General features: G+C 71.9%; 16 protein-coding genes. 12 read left to right on the top strand and 4 right to left on the bottom strand.

Annotated elements, in window-relative coordinates; all coding sequences use genetic code 11:
* The first annotated feature begins 4 nt into the window (after positions 1 to 4).
* From AW27_RS32400 to AW27_RS32380, 5 genes are all read left to right on the top strand, one after another.
* Positions 5 to 2,032: a vWA-MoxR associated conflict system protein gene (locus AW27_RS32400; protein ID WP_052030689.1), complete on the top strand. Its 2,028-nt coding sequence runs from the start codon at positions 5 to 7 to the stop codon at positions 2,030 to 2,032.
* Positions 2,029 to 2,946 (top strand): AAA family ATPase, encoded by a 918-nt coding sequence (locus tag AW27_RS32395; protein ID WP_037922365.1) that lies wholly within the window; start codon positions 2,029 to 2,031, stop codon positions 2,944 to 2,946. Before AW27_RS32400 ends, AW27_RS32395 begins: the two co-directional genes overlap by 4 nt.
* On the top strand, positions 2,939 to 5,749 hold the full coding sequence (locus AW27_RS32390) for a TIR-like protein FxsC (protein WP_236647654.1): 2,811 nt from the start codon (positions 2,939 to 2,941) through the stop codon (positions 5,747 to 5,749). Before AW27_RS32395 ends, AW27_RS32390 begins: the two co-directional genes overlap by 8 nt.
* A gap of 336 nt (positions 5,750 to 6,085) precedes the next feature.
* Entirely contained in the window at positions 6,086 to 6,622 is a 537-nt protein-coding gene (locus AW27_RS32385) for an SMI1/KNR4 family protein (RefSeq protein WP_157840255.1), read from the top strand.
* 306 nt (positions 6,623 to 6,928) lie between these two features.
* Positions 6,929 to 7,255, top strand: a complete 327-nt coding sequence (locus AW27_RS32380; RefSeq protein WP_037922359.1) for a PPE family protein — start codon at positions 6,929 to 6,931, stop codon at positions 7,253 to 7,255.
* A gap of 380 nt (positions 7,256 to 7,635) precedes the next feature.
* On the opposite strand, the gene AW27_RS32375 is transcribed toward AW27_RS32380, so the two are convergent.
* The 3 genes from AW27_RS32375 to AW27_RS32365 all read right to left on the bottom strand — a co-directional run bounded on the left by AW27_RS32375 (position 7,636) and on the right by AW27_RS32365 (position 10,074).
* Entirely contained in the window at positions 7,636 to 8,208 is a 573-nt protein-coding gene (locus AW27_RS32375) for a YcxB family protein (protein WP_157840254.1), read from the bottom strand.
* Between the two features lie 345 nt (positions 8,209 to 8,553).
* Entirely contained in the window at positions 8,554 to 9,204 is a 651-nt protein-coding gene (locus AW27_RS32370; RefSeq protein WP_037922355.1) for an NADPH-dependent F420 reductase, read from the bottom strand.
* A 57-nt stretch (positions 9,205 to 9,261) separates the two neighbouring features.
* Positions 9,262 to 10,074, bottom strand: coding sequence for an inositol monophosphatase family protein (locus AW27_RS32365; RefSeq protein WP_037922353.1), 813 nt, complete (start codon positions 10,072 to 10,074; stop codon positions 9,262 to 9,264).
* Between the two features lie 127 nt (positions 10,075 to 10,201).
* Here AW27_RS32365 and AW27_RS32360 point away from each other — a divergent pair, with 127 nt between their 5' ends.
* The 3 genes from AW27_RS32360 to AW27_RS32350 all read left to right on the top strand — a co-directional run bounded on the left by AW27_RS32360 (position 10,202) and on the right by AW27_RS32350 (position 13,902).
* Positions 10,202 to 11,125, top strand: a complete 924-nt coding sequence (locus AW27_RS32360; RefSeq protein WP_037922351.1) for a LysR family transcriptional regulator — start codon at positions 10,202 to 10,204, stop codon at positions 11,123 to 11,125.
* A 159-nt stretch (positions 11,126 to 11,284) separates the two neighbouring features.
* Positions 11,285 to 13,336, top strand: coding sequence for an NAD-dependent DNA ligase LigA (gene ligA, locus AW27_RS32355; protein WP_037923024.1), 2,052 nt, complete (start codon positions 11,285 to 11,287; stop codon positions 13,334 to 13,336).
* A gap of 140 nt (positions 13,337 to 13,476) precedes the next feature.
* Positions 13,477 to 13,902: a DUF6069 family protein gene (locus AW27_RS32350; RefSeq protein ID WP_052030685.1), complete on the top strand. Its 426-nt coding sequence runs from the start codon at positions 13,477 to 13,479 to the stop codon at positions 13,900 to 13,902.
* 80 nt (positions 13,903 to 13,982) lie between these two features.
* On the opposite strand, the gene AW27_RS32345 is transcribed toward AW27_RS32350, so the two are convergent.
* Complete coding sequence (locus AW27_RS32345; RefSeq protein WP_078556590.1) at positions 13,983 to 14,450, bottom strand: MarR family winged helix-turn-helix transcriptional regulator; 468 nt, start codon at positions 14,448 to 14,450, stop codon at positions 13,983 to 13,985.
* Positions 14,451 to 14,620: 170 nt separating this feature from the next.
* On the opposite strand from AW27_RS32345, the gene AW27_RS32340 reads away from it, so the two are divergent.
* From AW27_RS32340 to AW27_RS32325, 4 genes are all read left to right on the top strand, one after another.
* Positions 14,621 to 15,751, top strand: coding sequence for an NADH:flavin oxidoreductase (locus AW27_RS32340; RefSeq protein WP_037922349.1), 1,131 nt, complete (start codon positions 14,621 to 14,623; stop codon positions 15,749 to 15,751).
* 217 nt (positions 15,752 to 15,968) lie between these two features.
* Positions 15,969 to 16,397: a hypothetical protein gene (locus AW27_RS32335; RefSeq protein ID WP_037922346.1), complete on the top strand. Its 429-nt coding sequence runs from the start codon at positions 15,969 to 15,971 to the stop codon at positions 16,395 to 16,397.
* An 11-nt stretch (positions 16,398 to 16,408) separates the two neighbouring features.
* Complete coding sequence (locus AW27_RS32330) at positions 16,409 to 16,624, top strand: helix-turn-helix transcriptional regulator (protein WP_225884534.1); 216 nt, start codon at positions 16,409 to 16,411, stop codon at positions 16,622 to 16,624.
* A complete protein-coding gene (locus tag AW27_RS32325) occupies positions 16,621 to 17,589 on the top strand; it encodes an NAD(P)-dependent alcohol dehydrogenase (protein ID WP_037922342.1) in 969 nt (322 codons plus the stop codon). The genes AW27_RS32330 and AW27_RS32325 overlap by 4 nt, the downstream gene beginning before the upstream one ends.
* Positions 17,590 to 17,650 lie beyond the last annotated feature (61 nt).

The following is a 17,650-nucleotide window of genomic DNA, read 5'->3' as shown; positions in this document are numbered from 1 at the left end:
ACGCTTGAAAGACCTGCGAAGCGCTGCGGGCGCGCTCCACGACGTGCTGATGGAGCCGTCGCTCGGCGGGTGCGTACCCGCCCTGCCCGGACGGTCCGCGTTCCCGGGCGGAGCCGCCTCTCTGATCACCGGGGACGACCTGGACAGCGCCGAGATCACGGCGATGCTGCGGGCGGCCGTCCAGTACGCGGGCGAACGGGGCGCGGTGCTCGTCCTCGCGCTGCTCGGGCACGGGTTCCGGCTGGGCAGCACGCTGTACCTGATGGGCGCCGACTCGCGGGAGGGAGTGCGAGACCGGGCGGTCGACATCGGCGCCGAACTGCTCGTCGCCGTCGACCACCCCGGTATCCAAGGCGTCATCGCGGTCGTCGACACCTGCCACGCCGGTGCCGCGGCCGTCCATCCCACCGAAATCAGCAAGGACCGGGCCCGGCTGGCGGTGCTGATGGGCGCGCTGCCGCACGAGCCGGCCTACGACCTGCGCCTGTCCAAAGCCCTGGCCGCCCTGATCCGCGACGGCTCCGACCATCAGGGTCCCTTGCTGACCGTTGCGGGAGCCGCCACACGGCTGCGCGAGCTCATCGTGGGCCAGAGCGTGCTGTCGAACGTGCACGACGGCGACCACTTCTCGTACGGAGAACTCTGGCTGGCCCGCAACACCGGCCACCGAGCGGTACCGGGCGTCCGGCGCTCCGGACGCCTCGCCGTCGACGAACTCGCCGAGGCGCTCGGTGCCGTGACCGGGCTGTCCCTCACCGGAGCAGTGGACCCGGAAGCCGGGGACTTCGGCATCCCGACCGTGCTTGAGGCGCGCCGACGGCTGACCGCACTGCCGGCGTCGCCCGCGCGTGACCGAGCTCTGAGGGCGGTCGACGGTCAACTGATCGCCCTGCGCACCGTGGACTTCATCGGCTCCTGGATGGGAGCGGGCCTCACCACGCTCATGCTCCGTCGCGCCGTGCACACGCTGCTCTCAGCGGAGGGACGTCTGCCGGCCGACACCAGACTCCTGACGCGGCCTACCCTCACCGACGTCGTCGACCAGATGGTGTTCGACCACCCGGTCACCGACCCCGACTGCCGGCCCGGACTGACGACCCTCGTCCTGCTGCTCGCCCACGAGGCGGGCATGGACGACACGGCACCCGAGCTGCGCCGCTGGGCTGAGCAGATCGACGCAGTGGTGGCGTTGAACGACGCGGTGGACCTCGCCCGCGCCAAGCAGGGCGATCGACGCCTCAGTCTGGTCGTGAGCCTCCATGCCTCGCTGGCGGGAGACTGGCCCGAGTCCCTCGAGGCCTGGCTGCTGGACAACGGGCACACCCACAACCACTGGACCTTCCCGTGCCCGGCGGCCGACCGCCACGGCGTCGAGACGGCACTCGAGGACGCCGTGCTCTGGGCGGAGGACCTCGCCGAGTCCCTCGAGTACCCGCTGCGTCGACTCGATATCGCGGTGCCCACGGGCCTGCTGCTGAAGTGGCGTCCTGAGGAGGCGGGGGAGATCCTGCGGCTCGGCGTGTCCTACGACGTCGTCGTGCACTGGAGCCAGCGACTCAGCCCGACCCGGGCTCTGCGTCTGGCACAGAGCGCGCTCAGGAATTGTTGGAACCGGATCGGCGCGCCTGAGTCGGACATCCCGCTCGACTGGATCACGGGGCCGGACACACCGGCGCTGACCGTCCTCAGTCAGCACCTGCGGGACGGACGGTTCGGGAAGGGAATCGCTCTGACCCATCATCCTGGAGCAAACGAACAGCTGATGGACCTTCTCCTCACCTACACCCCGGTGCTGCTGTGGCCGCACGGTCCGGACGGCGGCCGGGTGCGGGCCGACTGGCTCGACCGCCATTGGCCGCGCATGCCCGAAGTGCTGATGCTGGCCTACCGGTGCAGGTGGCAGGACGAACCGGACGACGGCATCGGCGGTTGGCGGGCCGTCTGGGACGACCCCGAGTGGCTGCGGTTCTGCAGCCGGCTCACCGCCGGGCAGACGGCAGAGAGGCGGACGACGTGGAGGGGGAGCGAATGACCAGCGGGCCACAGACCGCGTACTACCGGGGTGACGGTGTCGCCAGGCCCGGCGCCGCACTGCCCGAGCCACCGCCGTGGCGACGGTTTCCCAGGCTTCCGGCCGCCGAGGTGTTCTGTCCGACACCGGAACTGAAGCAAGCCGTCAACGCAGCGCTGATCCTGCGCCGTCCCCTGCTGATCACCGGTCCGCCGGGCACCGGCAAGTCGACCGTGATCGAACAGGTGGCGCACGAACTCGACCTGGGGCCGGTGCTGCGCTGGCACATCACCTCCCGCAGCACCCTCTCCGACGCCCTCTACCGCTACGACGCCCTTGGGCGTATCCACGCGCAGCGCCTCGGGCAGCAAGACGAAGTCGCCGCTTTCCTGGCGCTCGGCCCGCTGGGCTCCGCGCTGCTGCCACCGGGGCCCCGGGCCCTGCTCGTCGACGAGATCGACAAGGCCGATCTGGACCTGCCTGGCGACCTGCTGGAAGTGCTGGAGCGCGGGGAGTTCCGGATCCCTGAACTGCTCCGGGAGGGGCAGGACTGCGCGCAGGTACGGATCTGGGACAGCGAGGAGAAGGCTCAGGTGGAGCACGGCCTTGTGCAGTGCAGTGAGTTCCCGTTCATCGTGATGACCAGCAACGGGGAACAGGAACTGCCGCCGCCGTTCCTGCGCCGCTGCGTCCGGTTCACCATGCCCCTCCCCTCGGAGGAGCTCATCCAGGACGTGGTGCGCCAACACCTGGGCATCGACGTGGCAGACGGCGGGCCCATCGCGGAGCTGGTCACCGACTTCGTCAACCGGGTGTCCTCCGGCGAAACCCTCGCCCTCGACCAGTTGCTGAACGCCCTCCACCTGATGAACGGCTCCACGGAACTCCCGCGCGGACTGTTCGAGCTGGTGCTGAAGGACCTGTCCCGTGCCTGAAACTCCCGCAGACCGGTGGGATTCAGCGCACGGGGACGCACTTGCCCGCACGCTCGGCCTGCTCCGGCGGGCCGACAGCACCATGGACGCGGTCTCGCTGGCCGACGTCATCTGGTTGGCCGCGCAACGGCCCCCGGCCTCGGTACCGCCGCGCCGCCCCGGTGGGCCGCCGTCCCCGGCCCGGCCCGCCGATGCCCCGGTCGGCAGCCCGCCCCCCGAGCGGCTGCGACTCGCGCGACGGGGACGTCCGACCGGCCCCGCGCCACACACCGAATCCACGGCTGTGCCGAGGTCGCCCGCCCTGCCGAGCTCCCTCGAACTCGGCCGTGCACTGCGCCCGTTCAAGCGTCCCTGGCGACAGGGTCGCCGACCGGCCCTCGACATCGCGGCGACCGTACGCGACTACGCCCGCACCGGTGAGCTCATTCCTGCCTTCGCCCCCGCACCGGAACGCTGGTACGACCTCACCCTGCTCGTGGACCGCTCGCCCTCGATGACGGTCTGGCAGGAGGTGCTGGACGAGTTCCGGCGGCGGCTGCGGACCCTCGGAGCTTTCCGTGCCGTGCGGGTCCGCGAGTTGTACGCCGACGGTGAGCGGCCCGAGATCGCGGACGGTCGTGGCAACCGGCATCCGCCCGGGTCGCTTGGGCTCCCCACTGCGCGCAGCCTGCTCCTCATTGCCTCCGACTGCACGTCGCTGGCATGGCGCAACGGCACCTTGTGGCACTCGGCGTACATCTGGGCCCTGAAGGGCAGCGTGGCACTGGTCAACCCGCTACCGCCCAAGATATGGCGCCATGTCGGCGTGGACCTCCCGGCCGGCCGGGTCGGCTCCCCGGGGACCCCCGGCCCGTGGAATGCCGCACTTCGCTTCCACCCTCCGCTGTCACCGGTCCCGTCGGCAGCCGCAGTGCCCGGACAGCCGGACTGGCTGCCCCTGCCCGTGCAGGCGTTCTCGCCGCATTCCCTCGGCCGATGGGCCCGGCTTCTGATGCGCGCAGCCCCCGAGGGGTGCGACGCGCTGTTCCTTCCCGCGTCCTACGAACCCGTCCCGCCGGCTGTACGGGAAGTGGACCGTCCGGGCCGGGAGCACGCCGTCGCCGACGCCTTCTTCCACCTCGCGTCGCCCGCCGCCGCCCGGCTTGCCGTGCTGTGCACCCCCTTCGACCGGCTGAGTCTTCCGCTCGTGCGGTTCGTCCAGGAGCGGATGGTGCCCGAGGCCACGGTGGCGGACCTCGCCGAGATCCTCGTCGCCGGGCTCTTTTCGGCGGAGGAGGCGGCGGACGCCGTCCGGGGCGGCGTCGAGCTGAGTTACCGACCCGGTGTGCGCGAGGTGGCGCAGCGGCGCCTCGGGGTACGCGACGTCCGCACACTGCGTCAGCTGCTGGCCCGCCACACCGAGGAGCACCCCGGGGATTCCGACTGGCTCCCCGGCGCCGACACCGTCATGGGGCCGGTTTCCCCGGCACCCGCGGGTCCCGTCACGCCTCCGGACCCGCCACGGCCGAGCCTGACCGTACGGGCCGGGGGCGACCCGGCTCGCTCCGCCGCGGTCTCGCGCAACCGGCCGTACTTCTTCCTCAGCTACGCGCACACACCGAGGTTCGGCACCGGCGGTCCAGACCCCGACATGTGGGTCGAGCGGTTGTTCCGCGATCTGTGCGGCCATGTGATGGCCCTGACCGATCTGCCGGCCGGGGCGCCAGTGGGCTTCATGGACCGGGAGATACGCACCGGGGAGGGCTGGTCCGAGCGGCTGGGCGCAGCGCTCGCCGCATGCCGGGTGTTCGTCCCGCTGTTCTCCCCACGGTACTTCGCCAGCGAGACGTGCGGGAGGGAGTGGCATGCGTTCGCCCAACGCATGATCCATCACCAGGCGCGCAGCAACGCGCCGGCCGGGGCGATCGTGCCCGCGCTCTGGGTCCCCGTACCTTCGGAGCAACTTCCCTCTCCCGCAGCTGCGTTGCAGTTCACCCACCGCTCGTTCGGCGAACGTTATGCCACCGAAGGGCTCTACGGGCTGATCAAGCTTCGCTTCGCCGAGGAGTACGAACGGAGCATCTATGAGCTCGCCAAGCGCATCGTGCACGTGGCCGAGTCCACCTCCCTCGACCCCAGCCGTGTGCTCGACTACCGGACGGTCCCCAGTGCCTTCGGGGTAGCAGGGTCCCGCCAGCGCCGGATTCGCCTGACCGTCGTCGCCCCCACGCGTCACCAACTGCCCGAGGGCCGCGCCGCCGAGTACTACGGGGAAAGTCCACTGGACTGGAACCCCTACCACCCGGTGTCCGCGCGGCCTCTGGTCTGGGTCGCCGAGGAACTGGCGCGCTCCCTCGACTACCGGGTCACCGTCTCCTCCTTCGACGAGCAGGTGCCGCACCACGACGGCGAACAGGCCCCGTCCAGCCCCGAAGTGCTGCTGCTCGACCGCTGGGCGCTGGCCGACGAGGGGCGCCGGGCCCGGCTCGCCGCCTTCGACGCCGGACACCGGCCGTGGGTCGGCGTGGTCGTCCCGTGGAACCGAAGCGACCCGCAAAGCTCCGCCCGAGAGACAGGACTCACCGCCCGCCTGGAGGAGACCCTGCCAAGCACGATGAACCAGGTCCTCCGCGCCGCCGCCCGGGGGGTGTCGAGCATGGAGGAGTTCAGCCAGCTCCTGCCCCGGGTGATCGAGGACGCGGCCCAGCGGTACCTGCGTCACGCCCAGGCGCTGCCGCCACGACCGCTTCTGCCGTCTCCTCCCCAAGAGGGGATCCACGACGACCGCACCGGCGGGGGAAACGGGCACACGCGATCGTCCTGAGACACACGAGAGCCGTGCCGTGCGCTCGTACACCACAACATATTCCTGCCAGCCGGGACCGATGCGCCGGACGGCCGCCGCCGCGGGGGCGGCGGCGCGGAGCCTGGAGGCCCGAGGTCCACCGCTGCGGCGAGCGGCGCGTCGTCCACCGGTCCACTGCTGCTTCAACCTTCCGACCAGACGTCGCGCTCTGGGGGCAACCCCGTGCTGGCCACGGCAGGCACGTCATCGAGTCTGCCGTGGACATGGGCTCGGTCCTGCCCCTGAAGGTGCTGTCCCAGCCGCGTGCGAAGGTGGCCGCGGCAACCGTGCCCATGAAGACACCCGGGAGTGCAGATGGCGTCCGCCTTGGACAGGCTTGAGAAACTGCTGGGCGAGCCGGCCTGCTGGGGGTGGGCGCGGCCGCGCCTGTGGGAGGCCGCCGAGGAACACCTTGGTGTCCGCCTCCCTACCGACTACAAGGCGTTCCTCGACCTGTACGGTCCCGGCGCCTTCGACGGGTTCCTCTGGATGTGCCGGCCTGTGAACGGGACGCGAGAGGAACTGGAACGGCTCTGGCCGCGGTCAGGAGACAAACACGATCTGCACCTGGCCGATCCTGATCGCTACCCGTTTCCGTTCCACCCCCATCCGGGCGGCCTGATCGAGTGGGGCGGGGAAGAAGACGGCACCGTCTACTACCTCCTCCCGGAGGAACCGGACCCGAACGGCTGGCGCGTGGTCGTCGAAACAGCGGACGGAGACTGGCACGAGGCCCCGGGACCCGTCACCGAATTCCTGCTCACCCTCGCCGAAAACCCCCGCCACCTGTCCTTCACGGGGCGCTACCGTCCCAGCACCGACCTCCGCTACCACCCAACCGTCGCCTCATGAGCGATACCGATCAGCCGGACACACCACCGGAGCGCGCGGTGGGCCGTGTTCTTGCGCGTCCCTGCCGGACGGAAGGGGCAAATGGGTGATCTTGGCGTATGCCGGGGTCCCTGCGGGTGCCATGGACTCGGGTGGCAAGCCGCAGCCGGCCGGACAGGATCAGTTCCCGGGCGGCCGCCCGGGAAGAGCACGTGCCGTCGGCGCCCGTCTCCGGGCGGCACGCCAGATGTGGACATCCCCCCGTACGACCTGACCACATGTTAGGGATATGACCGGAAAGGTCCGCTAAACAGGAGGTACATCAAGATGCGTGCGACTCTTCTCCGCGTGGCGACCGTGCTGGGTGGCGCGGCAGTGATGGCCGCCGTCGGCGTCGGCGCAGCCAGCGCCGACGGGGTGGGCAGCTCGGGCATCGGCAACCATGGCGTGGGCAACGCCGGCGTCTTCAACGACGGCGTGGGGAACGCGGGCGCCTTCAACGACGGCGTGGGCAACGCGGGCATCTTCAACCGCGGCGTGGGCAACGCGGGCATCGCCAACTGGGGTCTGGGCAACGCGGGCATCGCGAACACGGGCATCGGCAGCCACGGCATCGGCAACTCGGGCATCGGCACCGCCGGCATCGGCAACTGAGACGGCCCATCGGCCCGCTCGACCACGTGAAACGACGCGCCCGGCCACCGGCCGGGCGCGTCCACTTGTCCCGCCCCTCACCGGTTGCGGGGTGCCGGTCACGCGAGTGAGGCTCGGAACCCCGTTGAGCGACACCGGCCAGGATCGTGCGCTCGTGCGGATCCAGGACCCAGGACCCCGGACAGCGCAAGCGCCTCCTGGGCGCCTGCGGCCACCGTCAGTGCGCGGCCACCCTCGGAAGGGGGCACCCCGGGCCGGACCGCGTTCCGGGGACGAGGGCCGGGGCCTGTCCCGCGCGTACCCTTCCGACACGGGTCATTGCAGGGAGCGCCGCACGACAGCGAACCCCTGCCGGGTCCCTCGCCGTGCTGGTGACGGCCTCAGGCGGAAGGCGGGAGGGCAGCACCGGTGCGGGAGCACAGCCGGGAGTCGAGTACCGCTCCGAGGAGTTCGGCGTCGGGTGCTGTCAGCAGGCGCTTGGGCAGCACGATCGCCCAGGTCCTCAGGCGGATCTTGCCCACGACCACGTAGAGTCCCGCGGTTTCGTGATACCGCGTCATCTCCTCCCAGCCGAAGCGCTTGATCTCCACGCCGTCGAGAACGGCCGCGATGCCATTGCCGTCGACCACGCAGTCCGCGCCCTCGTGGGCCCGCTGGGCGCGGAAAGCATGAGTGACGATCCGCCGGGGTGCCAGCAGGGCGAACACGGTCGCGTAGACGACGGCCGCGGCCACGAGGCCGATGTTCACCGAGCCGCCCTCGGCATCGACGCGTACCCCTAGGGAGGCGATGGCCAACGCGCCTGCGGCAGCGAGCAAACGCAGTCGCCGGAACGTTCCTGCAACCTTCAGTCCCTCACGGAGCTCGCTCTTCTCCACCCTGCCCTTGAACCGCAGGACCACCCCGCCCGTTCCTCGGGCCTGCTGCGGCTGTCGTACGTTGATGTCTTCCACAGGAGCGGAGCATAACGCTCCGCCGGATACCGCCAGCCAGCCGCCTCCTCACCGCTCACACCGAGCGCCCGGCCTCCCGTGCACGCCGCGGCGGCGTCCGCTGCGACCTGGTTCAGACCGGGCTTGCCACGGGCCTGCGGCCGGACCGTCGGGGTCGAGGCCGTAGGGCCATGGACGGCGGCCGGCGCCAGCCGTCCGGCCGGCGTCGACTGCCGACAGGTGGGGGTCTTCCGCAGCTGCACGGCCCCCGGCGGCTTCTCGCAGCAGGGCAAGGAGACGAGGGCGCGCCGCTGGGCCGTCGGCAACGTCGGGGGCCGCCGAGGGGTGGCGCGGTCTTCATGGCCGTCAGCGGGCCAGGGAGACGGCGAAGGGCTTGAGGCCGTGCCGGCGCAGGATGTGGGGCACGATCAGGATCATGGCCTCAGTGGCGCGGGCCGTGTCGATGCCGCCGAGGTCCTCGATCTGACCGGGGTGCCAGCCGAGGTCGCCGAGCAGGTCGGCAACGGTCTTCTTCGCGTGGTCGTCGTCGCCCGAGAGGTAGGCGGTCGGCGGGGTAGCGAGGGTTTGAGGGGTGGTCATGACCGTGAAGAGCATGGTGTTGAGGGTCTTGACCACGTGGGTGTCGGGGAGTGCCGCCTGGAGCTTCTCGGCGAGGCTGCTGCCCGGATAGCACAGGTCTTCGGGCAGGCCGTCCGCGGCGTCGCGGGTGGCGTTGGAGACGTCGATGAGGATCTTGCCGGTGAGTTCGCCCCGCAGGCCGGTGAGGCGGTCCAGAGAACTGTCGCCGGGGGTTGCGTTGATCACGATGTCGGTGGTGCGGGCTGTGGTGCGGTGGTCGGCGTAGGCGATCCGCGGCGCCGGTGCGAGCCCGGTGGTGCGGGCTGCGGTGTCGTGCCGGCCGCGGTGGCCGAGGGTGATGTGGTGTCCGGCGGCGGAGAGCCCGGCGGCGAGGTTGGTGGCAACGCGGCCGGCGCCCAGGATGCCGATGCGGGTCATGTGGTGGTGCTCCTTGCGGTCTCGGGATGGTGACGGGGGCGATGCGGGCACCGCAGGTCAGGCGATGGGCGCGAGGGTCTTGAGGGCGGCGGCGTGGATGCCGGGCGCGGAGGCCAGGAAGTCGCGGCTGGCGGTGTTCCAGGGGGCGCCCGCCAGGTCGGTGACGGTGCCTCCGGCCTCGGAGACCAGCAGGGCACCGGCGACCAGGCCGGAGCGGACGTCGGAGAACTGCCAGAACGCGTCCGTGCGTCCAGCGGCGACGTGGATGAGTTGCATCGTGGCGGGAACGGACACGCGCACGACCAGGCCGCTCGCGAGCATGGCGGTGACGGAGTCGCCGATCCGCCGGAAGATGCGCTCGTCCTCGCCGGGCCGGGCCTGGCCGGTGCCGGTGAGCGCGGCGCCCAGGTCGGTCTTGGCGGACACCTTCAGAGGACGGTGGTCGAGGTGGGCTCCGTGGCCGGCGACCGCGGTGTAGGTGGCACCGGTCAGCGGCAGGTGGACGACGGTGAGTACCGGCTGGTTGTCGCGGACCAGGGTGGCGGTCACGGCCCAGTCGTCCATGCCGTGGACGTGGTTGATGTTGCCCTCGGCGGGGTCGACGACCCACCACTCCCCCGGCGGGAGCGCGCCGCCGGCCAGTTCGTCCTCGGCCCACTGCGACCCCGGACGGGCCCGCAGCAGCGGTTCACGCAGTACCTCCAGTACGGCGTCGTCGTTGGCGTGGATCTCGGCGACGACCTCGTCCAGACTCACGCCCCGGGCGTGCGGGGTGTGGCGGTCGCGCAGCGCGGCGCCGGCGGTCCTCACCGCGGCCGTCACCTCCGGCAGGAACGTGGTACCGGCGTCGAAGGGCATGGCTGTGCTCATGGCGGGCTCCCTGGGGATCGGTTGAGGAGGGGTGGAGCGGGGTGGCTGTCCAGCTCCCCGCACATCGAAAGTAGGCCGCCCGATCGTTAACAACAAGTGCATGCTTGTCACTTGTAGAGTTACCGCCATGCAATTGGATCTGAATCTGCTCACGGCCCTGGACGCCTTGCTGGAAGAGGGCAGCGTCGCCGGGGCCGCGGCCCGCCTGCACGTCACCCCACCGGCGATGAGCCGCTCGCTGGGCCGCATCCGCAAGGCCACCGGTGACCAGATCCTGGTCCGCACCGGCCGCAGCATGGTGCCCACCACCCGGGCGCTGGAGATGCGCGCCCAGGTCCACGCCCTGGTCCAGCAGGCCCACCAGCTCCTCTCCGCGCAGCAGGAACTCGACCTGGCGTCTCTGGAGCGGGTGTTCACCGTGCGCTGGCACGACGCGCTGACCGCGGCCTGCGGCACCGCCCTGATCACCGCCGTCCACCGCCGCGCCCCCGGCGTCCGGTTGCGCCTGCCCGCCGAACCCGGGACGGACGACGCCGAGCTGCGCCGGGGCGAAGTCGACCTCGCATCAAGTGCCGGCGCCCCGGCTCTCCCCGACATCCGCCACCGGCTCGTGGGCAAGGACCGGCTCGTCATCGCCGTCCGGCCGGGCCACCCGCTCTCCGAGGGCCCGCTGAGCCCGGAACGCTACGCCGCCGCCGAGCACCTCACCGTCTCGCGGCGCGGACACCTGCGCGACCGGATCGACGACGCCCTGGGCGCACGCGGCCTCGAACGACGCGTCACCGCCGCCGGACCCACCGCCGCCTTCGCCCTGCAACTCGCCCTCGACACCGACCTGGTGACCACCCTCCCCGACGCCGTCACCCGCACCGCCCGCAACCGACTCGGCCTGGTCACACTCCAGCCGCCGCTCCCGCTGCCCGACGTCCCCCTGCACCTGCTGTGGCACCAGCGCTACGACGACGACCGCGCCCACGCCTGGCTGCGCGAAACGGCAGCCGAAACCGTGCAGGCTCTCTTCGCACCCCGGCCGCCCGTCCACGGTGCCTGAGCCCGCCGGAACGGAAGGCGCCCCGTGCACCCGCGCGCGGGCTGCCTCGGTCGACCCGGGTCGCCGTCCAGCAGCATCCCACTCGCCGTTCCGCACCGTTCGCAGTGACGGCGGTTCCGAAGCGTGGCGTTGTCAGTGGTGGGCAGGATGATGACCTTCATGACCGAAAACAGTGCCCTGCTCTCGCCCGGCGCCTACGCCGAGGCCGTGACCACCGCCGTGGCGGCGTCGGCCGCCTACTACGGCGACGGAACCACCCCGCTCGGCGATGACGAGTACGACCTGCTGCTGCGTGCCATCGCCGCGTACGAGCAGGCACACCCGGACGCGGTGCTCGCCGAGTCGCCGACCGGGAAGGTGGCGGGCGGGGCCGTCCAAGGGGACGTGCCCCATTCCGTGCCGATGCTCTCCCTCGACAACGTCTTCGACGCCGAGGAGTTCGCCGAATGGGCCGCGGGGCTGGAACGGCGTCTGGGACACCCCGTGGCCGGGTGGTGCGTGGAACCGAAGCTCGACGGCCTCGCGGTGGCCGCCCGCTACCGGGGCGGCCGGCTCGTGCAGCTCCTCACCCGCGGCGACGGCTTGGCGGGCGAGGACATCACCCACGCCGCCGAGGCCGTCCTCGGTCTACCCCCGCGCCTCACCGAACCGATCGACGTCGAGTTGCGCGGCGAGGTGCTGCTGACGACCGCGCAGTTCGAGGAGGCCAACCGGATCCGGCTCGCCCACGCCGCCACGCCCTTCGCACACCCGCGCAGCGGGGCGGCCGGCACCCTGCGGGCCAAGGACCGCCCCTACCGGATCGAGCTGACGTTCTTCGGCTACGGCGCGGTCGGCCTGGACGGCCTGGACGGCCTCGGTCACGTCGCCCTGCTGGAGCGGCTGGCCCTGCTCGGTGCGAACACGGCCGCCGGCACGGTCACGGCGCCGGTGCGGTGCGAGACCGTGGAGCAGGTGCAGGACCGTATCGACGTGATCGCCGGGCTGCGCACAGAACTGCCCTTCGGAATCGACGGTGTCGTCGTCAAGGCCGACTCGGCCGAGGACCAGCGCCGGGCCGGCAACGGTTCACGTGCCCCGAGGTGGGCGGTGGCCCGGAAGCTGGCAGCCGAGCACAAGGTGACGCGCCTGCTGTCGGTGGAGTGGAACGTCGGCCGTACCGGGATCATCGCCCCACGCGCCGTCCTGGAGCCCGTGGTCATCGACGGGGTGACGGTCACCTACGCCACGCTCCACAATCCGGCCGACATCACCCGTCGCGGGCTCATGATCGGCGACCAGGTGTACGTGTACCGGGCGGGCGATGTGATCCCCCGGGTCGAGGCGCCACTGGCCGACCGGCGCACCGGCGGCGAGAGCCCGATCGTCTTCCCCGGGGTGTGCCCCCGCTGCGGCGACGCGATCGACGCCTCCGAGCAGCGGTGGCGGTGCGTGCGCGGCCGGAGCTGTCAGGCCGTGGCCTCGGTGATCTACGCAGCCGGCCGTGACCAGCTCGACATCGAGGGTCTCGGCGGCATTCGCGCGATCCAGCTGGTGGAGGCCGGTCTGGTCACGGACATCGCCGATCTCTTCACGCTGACCCGCGAGCAGCTCCTCGGTTTGGAGCGGATGGGAGAGACCAGCGCCGCCAACCTCCTGGCCGCGATCGAGACCGCCCGCGGGGCCGCACTGAACCGTGTGTTCTGCGCCCTCGGCGTCCGTGGCACCGGGCGCACCATGTCCCGCCGGATCGCGGCGCACTTCGGTTCGATGGCCGCGATCCGGGCGGCCGGCGCCGAGACGCTGGCCCTGGTCGACGGGATCGGCACCGAGAAGGCCCGTGTCATCGCGGCCGAACTCGCCTCACTCGCCCCGCTTCTCGACAAGCTCCAGGCCCAGCAGGTCGGTGTCCAGGCCGCCGAGCCGCAGGAGCCTGCCGCCGACGAAGGCGGCAGCGAGGACCCGGCGGCGGGCGGCCCGCTGGCCGGGCAGGCCGTCGTGGTCACCGGCTCCATGGCCGGCCCCCTCGCGGCGCTGTCACGGAACGAGATGAACGAGCTGATCGAACGGGCCGGCGGAAAAGCATCGTCGTCGGTGTCCAAGCGCACCACCCTTCTGGTCGCGGGCGAGAAGGCCGGCTCCAAGCGCGCCAAGGCCGAAGACCTCGGCATCCGCATCCTCGCCCCCGAGGAGTTCGCCGTCCTCGTTGCCGACCTCCTCCCCACCGCGTAGTCGGCCGTACCCGGCCGGGAGGCCGGCCGCTCCGGCGCCGTCCGGAGAGGCCTTGACCTCATGTGTGCTTCAGGTTGGAGGCTTTCTCGTACGCCGCGGCCGGACCACAGCCGGGCACTTCTCACCTTGGGGGAACTCTCATGTCACGCGCCGCAGTACAGAACCCGGTCCGCCGTTCCGGCTTCGGCTGGTGGAAGACGCTGGCCGGCGGCGCGCTCGGGGCTGCCGCGGTCAATCTGGCCGTCCTCGCCGTCGCAGAGCTGGCCGGTGCCTCGCTCATCGTCGTCGACGGCGGCGAAGAACACCCGATCACGGTCGGCGGCGTCATCGGATCGTCCGTTGTGCCGCTGGTCGTCGGGGTGGGTGTCGCGCTCCTGCTGGCCCTGTGGAAGCCGGTCTTCCTGCGGATCGCGCAGTACGCGGGCAGTGGGCTGGCACTGCTGTCGGTCGCCGGCCCGCTGTCGTCCGACGCGGACGGCGGCACCGTCGCGGCCCTGTCCCTCATGCACATCACGCTCGGCGTGGCGGTCTTCACCACCCTGCGGTTCCACCGCCGCCATGGCTGACCCGGCGGACGCCGGACCGGGTCGGGGCGGACCGACTCACCCGCAGGGCACGTCGGCGGCCCGGGCGGGCGACCACGGTGTCAGTCGTCGGACGGTGCGGCGGGTGGGCGGCATCCGGCGCGGGCGGCTTCGCCCTCCGTGCGCGGCCAGTACCGTCCTTCGAGGGCCTCCGCGCTGCGATTGAGCCGGACCAGGACGTCCGCGAGCCGTCGCACGTCCTCGGGGGACCAGTCGGCGACCACGCGGGCCAGGCAGGAGCGGTTGACCTCACGGTCACCCGCCAGCCGGCGCCCGCCTTCGTCGGTGATCCGCAGCTTGCGCGCCATGCCGCCGTCCGGGTCCGCGACGCGCTCGGCCAGTCCGCAGCGCAGGAGCGCGGCCGTCTGGCGGTTCACGGTGGAGGTGTCGAGCCCGAAGGCCTCCGCCAACTGTCCGATGGACATGGGCCCTTGCGTGTCGATCCGGCTGAGCAGCAGGTAGGCCGAGCGCTCCAGGCGTTCGGGGTCACGGTCACGCCGGCCGAGCACCTGGTGGCGCGAGAGCAGCATCAGCTCCCGTTCGAGTTTCTCCAGCACGTCGCCTCCCTGCTCCTTTCCGGCGCTCCATTATCGCCACCCGCGGCGATATGCATGATACACATCCTGTGTACTATGCACTTCTCGCACGGCTCGTCGCCGCCCCACCCCGACGAGCCACAGCCCCAACCCGGAGGACCCGCATGACCGTCACCACGTCCACCGCCTCCCGCGCGGCCGAGATCCTCTCCCGCCCCGTCACGCTGAACGGCCTGACCGTGCGCAACCGCATCGCCATGGCGCCGATGACGCGCATGTTCTCCCCCGGCGGCGTGCCCGGTGAGGACGTACGGGCGTACTACGCCGGCCGGGCCGCCGCCGGCGTGGGCCTGATCGTCACCGAGGGGACCTACGTCGGCCACGAGTCCGCCGGGCAGAGCGACCGGGTTCCGAGGTTCCACGGCGAGGACCAGCTGGCGGGATGGGCGGAGGTCGCCGCGGCCGTGCACGAGGCCGGCGGCGCGATCGTGCCCCAGCTGTGGCACATAGGCATGGTGCGCAAGCAGGGCGAGGCCCCGTACCCCGACGCGCCCGCCGTCGGCCCCTCCGGTATCCGCGTCGACGGCACCGAGGGAACCGGCAGGGCCATGACCCCCGCCGACCTCGACGACGTCATCGGCGCGTTCGCCGACGCCGCCGCGGACGCCGCGCGGATCGGCTTCGACGGCGTCGAACTGCACGGCGCACACGGCTATCTGCTCGACCAGTTCCTGTGGGAGCGCACCAACCGCCGCACCGACGCCTACGGCGGCGACGCGGTGGCCCGCACGAAGTTCGCCGCGGAGATCGTGGCCGCGGTGCGCCAGCGCGTCCCGGCCGACTTCCCGGTGATCTTCCGCTACTCGCAGTGGAAGCAGGACGCCTACGACGCCCGGCTCGCGCAGACCCCGCAGGAGCTGGAGGCGATCCTGGCCCCGCTGGCGGCCGCCGGCGTCGACGCGTTCCATGCCTCCACCCGGCGCTACTGGATCCCGGAGTTCGAGGGGTCGGACCTCAACCTCGCGGGCTGGACCAAGAAGCTCACCGGCCGACCGGCCATCACCGTCGGATCGGTCGGTCTCGACGGCGACTTCCTGCGCTCCTTCGCCGGGGAGGGAGCCGCGCTCGGCGACCTCGACAACCTCCTGGACCGCATGGAACGCGACGAATTCGACCTGGTCGCCGTCGGCCGCGCCCTGCTCCAGGACCCGCACTGGGCGGCGAAGGTCCTCGGCAACCGCTTCGAGGAACTGAGGCCGTACGACGCGGCGGCACTCAGGTCGCTCAGCCACTGACGGCCACCGCCCGGACAGCCGCTCCGCGAACGCCCCGTGACATCGGTCCGCCGATGCCACGGGGCGTTCGCGCTCCGGCTGCCCCGTCCGCGCGGCCGATCCGCACGCCGCCCGCCCCAGGGGCGACCACCCGCACGGCGATGTAAAGAACTCTTGACACGATGTGCCGGATGCTTGACATTGGTCATGTCCGGTTTTCTTTACATGGGGAGTGGTCGTGGCAATCGAGGAGAAACGCGCGTGGATCATGATCGTGGTCACCCTCGCGTCGTACGGGGCCTACCTGGCGGCCGTCCTCGGGCGGCCGGGCAGCGAGCCCCTCGCCGAAGCGCCGTACGTGGCCGCCCTGCTGTGGACGGTCGGCGCATCCGTCGTCGCCTCGGTCGCGCTGCACATCACCGCCGCGCTCCTCACCCCCGAGGAGGACCGGGCCAAGGACCAGCGCGACCGGGAGATCCACCGCTTCGGTGAGCACGTCGGCCAGTCCTTCGTCGCGATCGGCGGCGTGACCGCGCTCGTGCTGGCGATGGCCGAGGCGGACCAGTTCTGGATCGCCAACACCCTCTACCTCGCCTTCGCGCTGTCGGCTGTGCTCGGCTCCTTGGCGAAGATCGCCGCCTACCGGACGGGGTTCCAGACGTGGTGAGGCCCACGCTCGTGACCAACAGGATCCGGGCCCTGCGCTTCGCCCACGGCGAGATGACCCAGGCCGAGCTGGCCCGCCGGATCGGCGTGACCCGGCAGACCGTCATCGCCATCGAACAGGGCCGGTACTCGCCCTCCCTGGAGAAGGCGTTCCAGATCGCCCGTGTGTTCGCGGTACCGCTCGACGCGGTGTTCCAGTATTCGGAGACAGAGGGAGACCCGTCGTGAAGGCCATGGTGCAGGACGTGTACGGACCGCCCGAGGTCCTGCGCATCGAGGAGACCGAGCGGCCCGTACCGGGCCGCGGCCGGGTACTCGTACGGGTTCACGCGGCCGCCGTGGACCAGGGCGTCTGGCACCTGATGGCGGGCATGCCGTACGCGGTGCGTGCCGCCACGGGCCTGCGGGCGCCCCGGAGCCGCGTGCGGGGCATGGACCTGTCGGGCCGGGTGGAGGCCGTCGGCCCGGGCGTCACGCGGTTCCGGCCCGGCGACGAGGTGTACGGGAGCGGCGAGGGGTCGTTCGCCGAGTACGCGTGCGCCAAGGAGGGAGCCCTGGCGCCGAAGCCGCGGAACCTCGGCTTCGAGGAGGCCGCCGCCGTGCCCGTGTCCGGGTGCAGCGCCCTGCAGGCCCTGCGGAGGACCGGCCGGGTCGAGCCCGGACAGTCGGTGCTGATCCTCGGGGCCTCGGGAGGCGTCGGCTCCTTCGCCGTGCAACTGGCCAAGGCCTTCGGCGCACGCGTCACCGGAGTGTGCAGCGCCGCCAAGGCCGACTTCGTCCGATCCCTGGGCGCGGACGAGGTCATCGACTACGCCGTCGCGGATCCCACCGACGGCAGCCGCCGCTACGACCTCGTCCTCGACATCGCGGGCAACCGCCCCATCGGCCGCCTGCGCGGCGCCCTCACCCCGCGCGGAACCCTCGTCATCGTCGGCGGGGAGGGCGGCGGGCGCTGGCTCGGCGGGAACGAACGGTCCCTCGGGGCCCTGCTGCTGTCTCCCTTCGTCTCCCACCGCCTCCGCCCGCTCACCTCCCTGGTGCGCGCCGGCGATCTGGAGGCCCTCACGGAATTCCTGGAGGCGGGCTCGGTCTCGCCCGCCGTGCACCGCGGTTACCCACTGGCCGGTGTTCCGGACGCCATCCGCGACCTGCGGGAGGGCCGGGTACGCGGGAAGGCCGTGATCCGCCTGTAGCGAGCGCCGGCCCCGGCCGTCCCCGTGCTCCCCGGTTGCGCGGCCGGACTCCCCGTCGGCC

Origin of the sequence: Streptomyces sp. PCS3-D2, from assembly GCF_000612545.2 — a bacterium.
Taxonomy (GTDB): Bacteria; Actinomycetota; Actinomycetes; order Streptomycetales; family Streptomycetaceae; genus Streptomyces.
The sequence above is the reverse complement of the archived record's forward strand: the minus strand, read 5'-3'. Positions and strand labels throughout refer to the sequence as shown.